The 6,952-nt window shown below is 68.0% G+C and carries 7 protein-coding genes; 3 read left to right on the forward strand and 4 right to left on the reverse strand.

What is annotated here, in order from left to right; all coding sequences use genetic code 11:
* Window positions 1-6 precede the first annotated feature (6 nt).
* Window positions 7-249: an SEC-C metal-binding domain-containing protein gene (locus BJP37_RS12385; RefSeq protein ID WP_075899144.1), complete on the reverse strand. Its 243-nt coding sequence runs from the start codon at window positions 247-249 to the stop codon at window positions 7-9.
* 42 nt (window positions 250-291) lie between these two features.
* Window positions 292-1,119, reverse strand: coding sequence for a hypothetical protein (locus tag BJP37_RS12390; protein ID WP_081431154.1), 828 nt, complete (start codon window positions 1,117-1,119; stop codon window positions 292-294).
* A 134-nt stretch (window positions 1,120-1,253) separates the two neighbouring features.
* On the opposite strand from BJP37_RS12390, the gene BJP37_RS12395 reads away from it, so the two are divergent.
* Both BJP37_RS12395 and BJP37_RS12400 read left to right on the forward strand, forming a co-directional pair.
* Window positions 1,254-2,642 carry an MBL fold metallo-hydrolase RNA specificity domain-containing protein gene (locus tag BJP37_RS12395; RefSeq protein ID WP_075899146.1) on the forward strand — a complete coding sequence of 463 codons (1,389 nt, stop codon included), beginning with the start codon at window positions 1,254-1,256 and terminating at the stop codon, window positions 2,640-2,642.
* Between the two features lie 321 nt (window positions 2,643-2,963).
* Entirely contained in the window at window positions 2,964-3,506 is a 543-nt protein-coding gene (locus tag BJP37_RS12400) for a DUF4382 domain-containing protein (RefSeq protein ID WP_075899148.1), read from the forward strand.
* A gap of 126 nt (window positions 3,507-3,632) precedes the next feature.
* Here the strand turns inward: BJP37_RS12400 and BJP37_RS12405 are convergent, their stop codons facing one another.
* A complete protein-coding gene (locus BJP37_RS12405; protein ID WP_075899150.1) occupies window positions 3,633-4,361 on the reverse strand; it encodes an SDR family NAD(P)-dependent oxidoreductase in 729 nt (242 codons plus the stop codon).
* Between the two features lie 173 nt (window positions 4,362-4,534).
* Between BJP37_RS12405 and neuC the strand changes: the two genes are divergently transcribed.
* Window positions 4,535-5,725 carry a UDP-N-acetylglucosamine 2-epimerase gene (gene neuC, locus BJP37_RS12410; RefSeq protein ID WP_158069552.1) on the forward strand — a complete coding sequence of 397 codons (1,191 nt, stop codon included), beginning with the start codon at window positions 4,535-4,537 and terminating at the stop codon, window positions 5,723-5,725.
* Window positions 5,726-5,743: 18 nt separating this feature from the next.
* Here the strand turns inward: neuC and BJP37_RS12415 are convergent, their stop codons facing one another.
* The gene (locus tag BJP37_RS12415) at window positions 5,744-6,850 is read right to left on the reverse strand and encodes a DUF4097 family beta strand repeat-containing protein (RefSeq protein ID WP_075899154.1); all 1,107 of its coding nucleotides are present in this window, start codon (window positions 6,848-6,850) and stop codon (window positions 5,744-5,746) included.
* Between the last annotated feature and the right edge of the window lie 102 nt (window positions 6,851-6,952).

Below are 6,952 nucleotides of genomic sequence, written 5' to 3' on the forward strand. Positions count from 1 at the left end.
GCCGGGTCAGTTCTGGAACAGCCGCTTGTACCAGGGGACACCCTGGTCCTTGAGGCGCTGCTGCTCCTGGTCCCGCTGGAGCTTGTCCAGGAACGCGGCGCCGTCCTTGGCGTGGCAGTCCTTGTACTTCTTGCTGCTGCCGCAGGGACAGGGGCCGTTGCGTTTGACCTTCATCGTGCGATAGGTCGGGACCGAGTCGGTCATCCGACGCATCTCTTTCGAACCCATCTTCGGACCGGTGCCACCCATGGTGTCCTCTCCGTGGCCGACCCCCGGGGCCGGCTGTTGAGCCTAGAGCCCGGCGACCGGGTCGGCGCTCTCGAATACCGAGGCGGGCAGGCTGTCGTGAACGGCGATCTGCCAGTCGCGGTCCTGCCCGTGGACCGTGGCGATCTGAACCTCTCCGAAGGTCTGCCAGCCGGTCCAGGGCAGGGTGTACCCCGGCTCCTCGTCGGCCGCGTTGGCGAAGAACGACCACTGTTCGACCAGGCCGGTATCCTTGGCGACGAACACGTGGTAGCGGTTTTGCGGGGTGTAGCCGACGCTGTCGAAGGTCAGCTCCAGCACGTCGGAGGCCCGCCCGTCCTCCATCTCCTGTTCGCCGGCGTACTTGAGGGTCACCCCGGGGTCGAGCAGCTTGAAGGGCATGATCAGCCAGTAGGAATCGTTGACCCACATCTGACGCGCGCCGTCGACGGCGGCCTTCAGGGTCTCGGGGTCTGTGACCTCCTCGCCGCCCTGCCAGGCGCGCCCTTCCTGTTCCTGGATGTTGACCAGGAAGAGGAACTCGTTGCCGTCCCGTCCCTGGCCCTCGATGCGCACGTCGCCGGTCCAGCGGTCCCAGTAGTGCTGGCGGCCGCCGAAGAACTTCCAGCTCAGGAAGCGGGTGCGATCCCACGCCTGCCAGCCGCCCATCTTCTCGATGGTCGCCTGGGCGATCTCGATCGCCTTGGGGTCGGATGCGTCGCTGACGTGGACCCGGGTTGACGGGTCGAAGGCGGGCTCGGGGGATTCGTCGGCGGTGGCGCTTTCGGGGGCGCAGGCCAGCCCGGTCGCCGCGACGATGGCCAGGAGCAGGAACGAAATCAGACGGTTCGGGATCTCGATTCGACGGAACATCGGTTACTACCTCCGGGGAAGACCGAGTATTTGAGCACGAAACCGCCGGTCGCGCCTCCGGAGGGGCCGGAGGCCCTTTACATCCCGGGATGGATCGGCGGAAGATAGGGGCTTGGCACGGGGAAGGAGAGCGGATGAAGCTGAAGATTCACGGGGCGGCACGAGAGGTGACCGGCTCGTGTCACGAGATTCAGGCGGGAAAGGCCAGGGTCCTGCTGGACTGCGGGATGATCCAGGGGGGCAAGGAGCGCCACCAGCGAAACCGGGATCGATTCAACTTCCCGCCGTCGGACGTGGATGCGCTGATCCTGAGCCATGCCCACATCGACCACTCGGGCAGGCTGCCGGTCCTGTCCAAGGCCGGATTCGACGGTCCGATCTACTGCACCGAGGCCACGGCGGCACTGGCCAAGATCCTGCTGGAGGATTCCGCGCGGATCCACGAGGAGGACGCCCGGTGGAAGATCAAGCGCCTCAAGCGGATGCACAAGGACCACCACTGGGTCGAGCCGCTGTTCGACAGTGAGGACGCCCAGGCGACCCTTGAGCAGCTGCGGCCGGTACCCTTCGACACGGCGATCGAGGTCGCCAAGGGAGTGCAGGCAAGGTTCGTCAAGGCGGGCCACATTCTCGGGGCCGCGATCACGGTCATCGACCTGCCCGGCGACAAGAACCTGGTGTTCTCCGGGGACCTCGGAGTCGAAGGTGCGCGGCTGTTGAGCGCGCCCCATGCCGTGCCCAGTCCGGACCATCTGTTGATGGAGTCGACCTACGGCGACCGCAGCCGGGACGACGGCGACGGCCGGACCGAGCGGTTGTTCGGCGTGATCGAGCGCGCCGCCGACCGGGGAGGCAAGGTGATCATTCCCTCCTTCGCCGTGGGCCGGACCCAGGAGATCCTGGCGCGGATCAACGACCTGGTGGAATCGGGCAAGCTGAGCGGGGTGCCTGTGTTCGTCGACAGCCCCATGGCCATCGCCGCTACCCGGGTGTTCGGCATGCACCCCGAGTCGTACTCCAAGGAGGCCCGGGAGCTGCTCCACGCCGGAGATGCACCGCTGGAGTTCGACGGGCTCAAGCTGACCCGTTCGGTCGAAGACTCCAAGGCGATCAACGAGGTCGACGGGCCGGCGGTGATCATCTCGGCGTCCGGCATGTGCACCGCCGGCCGGATCAAGCACCACCTCAAGAACAACCTGGGGGATCCCAACAGCACGGTGCTCTTCGTCGGCTACCAGGCGTACGGATCGTTGGGGCGGGTCATCCAGCAGGGGACCAACCCGGTGCGGATCTTCGGCGAGTGGTTGCCGGTCCGGGCGCGGATCGAGACCATCGAGGGTTTCTCCGCCCATGCCGACCGGGAGGAGTTGCTGGCCTGGTTCGAGTCTCTCGGCGGTGTCCCCGGCTGTACCTACCTGGTCCACGGCGAAGTTCGGGCGTCCAAGAGCCTGGCCGAGGACCTGAGGCGGGAGTTCGGGGCCCGGGTGGAGGTCCCCAGGCTGGAGCAGAGTTTCGACCTCTAGGGTGGTCAAACGGGATCCGGCCCCGCCTCCGACGCCCGCCGCCGGGCGAGCCTCGCGCGTTCGAAGGCCAAGCCGGACCCACCTCCGATTTCGATTAGCCTAAATTCTACCGCGTGAACGGGCTGCCGCGGTCCGGAATCCGGGCGGTTTCGTGACCTGAATCACGGAAATGTCCTGCCGGACCCCTCCCCGGAGCGCCGAATCGGCCGAATTGCGCCTGACTTGCTTTCCCCGGGCCACGGCACGAACGTTGCTGTGGAGTGTCAACTGCCGACCCGGGCCCCTGGTAGGTTCCCGGCCGGCCCCCAGGAGAGGGAAAACATGAGCCTGTGGAAAAAGTTCGCCGGTCTGGCCCTTTGCGGTCTGCTGATCGCCGGTTTCGCGGCCTGCGACGTGTTCGATGACGATGACGACGCCTCGACCGGCAACCTGAGCGTGATGATTCACGACGCGCCCTCGGATGATCTCCAGAGCGCCTTCGTGACCTTCTCGGCGCTGGAGCTGCGCCAGGTCGGCGGCGATTGGGTCGGAGCCAGCGGGGCGTTCCCCTTGGAGCTGGACCTGCTGACCCTGGTCAACGGCACCGAGGCGGAGCTGGGCAACGGCTCCCTGCCTGCAGGCCAGTACGACGCCATGCGCGCCACCATCTCCGGCGTCCGCGTGGTCCTGGTCGATACCACCGAGATCGACGTGCCGCTGCCCGGCGGCAGCCTGTCGACCGAGGTCGCCAGCTTCCCGGTGATCACCATCGATGAGAACGGCGCCCTGACGGTGACTCTCGACTTCCCGGTCGACTCGTCGTTCACCGTCAACGGGACGACCATCACTTTCAGTCCCTCGATCATTTTCGAGGGATCCAACTAGTCGCCGAGCCAGTCTCCCCCAGGGTCTGGCAAGAGCCCTGCCCCGAATGGTTCGGGGCAGGGCTCCTTTCTTTTCGGGGATCTCTCTTCGGGGCCCGGCTTCAGCCGGCGGGCACTACTGGCCGGGTCAGCCGCGGGTGCGGACGGTGGAGAGCCCGCCGTCGACGCCGAACACCTGTCCGGTGACCCAGTCCTGGTTCTCGTCGAGGAGCCAGGCGGCAAAGCGGGCGACCTGGTCGGCCTCCCCGAGCTTTCCCAGCGGGTGCATGGCGAGAGACGCCTTCTCACCTGCAGGGCTGCCGGTGATCCGTGCGCTCAACGGCGTTCGCACCAATCCCGGTGCCAGGGCATTGAACCGCAGTCCCCGTGAGGCGTAGCTGGCCGCCGCGGATTGCATCAGGCCGATCACTCCGGCCTTGGCCGCTGCGATCGCCTCGTGGTTGGCGAGCCCGACCCGCGCTGCCGACGAGGACATCAACACCACCGAACCGGCCCCCTTGATGGTTCGGGCCGCGCTGCGCACCGCGTGGAAGGCGGTGGTCAGGTTCAGGCTGAGGGTCTCGGCCCAGTCCTCGTCCCGGGTCAGATGGGCCGGCTTGAGCAGGATCGAGCCGACAGCGTTGACCACCCCGTCGAGGGATCCGTGCTGCTCGACCGCCAGCCGCGCCGCGTTCTCGTAGGCCGCCGGGTCGGTGGCATCCATCGCGACCGGCAGGCCGTCCAGCCGGTCGGCCAGTTCTCGCAGGGGTCCCTCCCGCCGCGCTGCCAGGACCAGCCGGTGGCCGTCCCGGGCGAGCATCTCACAAAGGGCGCTGCCGATACCTCCGCTGGCACCGACGATCAGATAGGTCGCCATGGAATCCTCCTTCGCCCTCACAGCCTAATCACGGCGTCCAATCCAGGGGAACGCCGGCGACGAACCGCAGGGGCCCGGCGCAGGGGCGGCAGCGTCCGGCGCAGGGACGGCAGGATCGCTACCATGCAGAGCCGGGCATCGAGCCCGGGTGGATGTCCTCGAGGGAGCCTAGCGTGCGCAAGATCACCGTCGTAACCACGTCGAGGGCGGACTACAGCCACCTTCGCTGGGTCCTCGAGTCGATCCGGGAGCACCCGGAGCTGGACCTGCGGTTCTGCGCCGTCGGTTCGATGCTCAGTGGAGAGTTCGGTGAAGGCGCCCGGGAAGCGGAGAGCGACGGCTTTCCGGTGGATGACCCGATCGAGTGTCTGATCAGTTCGGACACCGATGTCGGGATGGCCAAGACTATCGGCGTCGCGTCTCTCGGTCTTGCCGATGCGCTGGCACGCCATCGGCCCGACATCTTGCTGTTGATTGCCGATCGCTACGAACTCCTCGCTCCCGCCGCGGTGGCCACGGCGCTACGTATCCCGATCGCCCACATCGAGGGAGGGGAGGTGAGCGAGGGCGCCATCGACGACGCGGTGCGCAACGCGGTGACCAAGCTGAGCCACATCCACTTCACCCCGACCGAGGGGGCGGCGTTGCGGGTGCTGGCCATGGGGGAGGAGCCCTGGCGAGTGTACCGCACCGGTGCGCCCTCGTTGGACCACCTGCGCCGCAGCGAGCTTCCCGATGCCGAGAGCCTGGCCCGGGAACTGGGTTGGAAACCGGAGCGTCCGCCGGTGGTGGTGGCGTATCACCCGGTGACGATCGCCCAGGACACCCTGCGCGAGGCGGACGCGGTCTACGAGGCTCTGTCGCGGATCGACCAGCCGCTGTTGTTCTGCTTCCCCAACGCCGATGCAGGTAGCCGTCAGCTCGTTCGGCGTGCCGAAGCACTCTGCGCCAACCGGGAAGACGCCCGCCTGTTCGTCAACCTCAACCCGGTGGTCTACTGGGCCGCGTTGCGCGACGCGGCGGCCATGGTCGGCAATTCGAGTAGCGGCATCATGGAGAGCCCTTCCCTCGAGTTACCTGCGGTCAACATCGGGATGCGCCAGCAAGGGCGCGAGCGCGCGGGAAACATCATCGACTGCGCGCCGGAGGTGGAGGCGATCCTCGACGCCGTTCGGCGGGCCCTGGATCCCGGTTTCCGCCGGGGCCTGAAGGGGCTGGTGAATCCCTACGGTGACGGCCGCTCCGGGGAGCGGATCGCCCGGGTGCTGGCCGAGGCGCCCCTGGGCGAGTCGCTGCTGCTCAAGCGAGCGTTGCCCCTGGAAGCTCCCGGCGCGGGAGAGGATGGGGCGGACGAGGCCGGGTAGCCGGCACGGGCTGACGGCCTACTGGGATCGCAGGGTCACCTTGCCGCCGGCCGCCACCGCGAGGCGGGGGCCGCCGCGCTTGTGCTGCCAGTGAGTACCCTCGGAGTCCTGGCCGACCTGCTCCAGCTCCAGCCCCTCGGCGGCGAACCCGTTTCCCGCGGTCCGGGTGGTGAGCGCGAAGGAGGCGTAGCGGCCCAGACGAAGCTCCACGTCGCCACGGCGGCTCTCGACCTGCCACGAGCGAGCGTACTTGAGGGTCGACTCCAGCTCGATGTCCCCGCCCGCGCTTTCCACCGCCAGCTGCCCGGGCTCCAGCTGGTAGAGCACGATCGCTCCCTCGCTGCTGCGGGCCTCGACCTGTTCCGCCTTGATGTCCGTGGCCTCGATGGAGCCCTCGCCGGATTGCAGGCTGACGGAGCCGGTCTGCACGTCGGCCAACATCAGGTCGCCGGTTCCGGTCTGAAGCGAGAGCTGCCCGCCGCGCACGGTGCGCACATCCAGGGTTCCCCGGGCCGAGCGGGCGTCGAGGGTGCCGTAGAACTGCTGGACCCGGACCGCTCCGGCGGCGTTGGTCAGCGAGAGGTCTCCCCGGAACCGGGCGCAATCGATGGAGCCCACCGCCTGGCGCAAGGCCGCACGGGAATCCCTGGGCAGCCGGACTCGCAGGTGTACCGCCAGGGCGGGGGCCTTGCGCACGTTGCCCAGTTCGACCATGCGGCCGTCGTACTCGGCGGTGACCGTGTCTTTCTTGAGCAGCGGCGTGACCCATCGCGAGATCAGTCCGCCCCGTTCCGCACGAGGCAGGCGGAAGGTCGTGTGGCGGTCAACCGGGAAGGTCACCTGGACCCGGGTGCCGTCGATGCGGAACGCGATCGACTCCGCGAGGCTGCGGGCCAGTTCCGGGTCCTTGTGTTCGGCGATCACCGTCGCTTCGAGCAGCGCCTCTCCCGCCGGAGCATCTCCCTCGACCTGGATCGAACCGAGGAGGTTCTCGAGCTCCAGGGTGGACCCGGGCGGTAGCGCCACCCGGCCCTCGACGCTGCGTTGGATCGGGTCGCCGGCGTAGAGCGTGGGCCCGCAGAGAAGAACGGCAAGGATGGTCAGCAGCAACGGCAGTCGGCGCATGGGAGAACCTCCTGGCGTCGAACATAGGGTCCTTGCAGGGCAGGGTCACCCGCCGCGGGTTACCGTCTTGAAAGGGGATGACGCTCAGGGGAACAGCAGGCG

Origin of the sequence: Moorena bouillonii PNG (assembly GCF_001942495.1) — a bacterium.
GTDB lineage: Bacteria > Cyanobacteriota > Cyanobacteriia > Cyanobacteriales > Coleofasciculaceae > Moorena > Moorena bouillonii.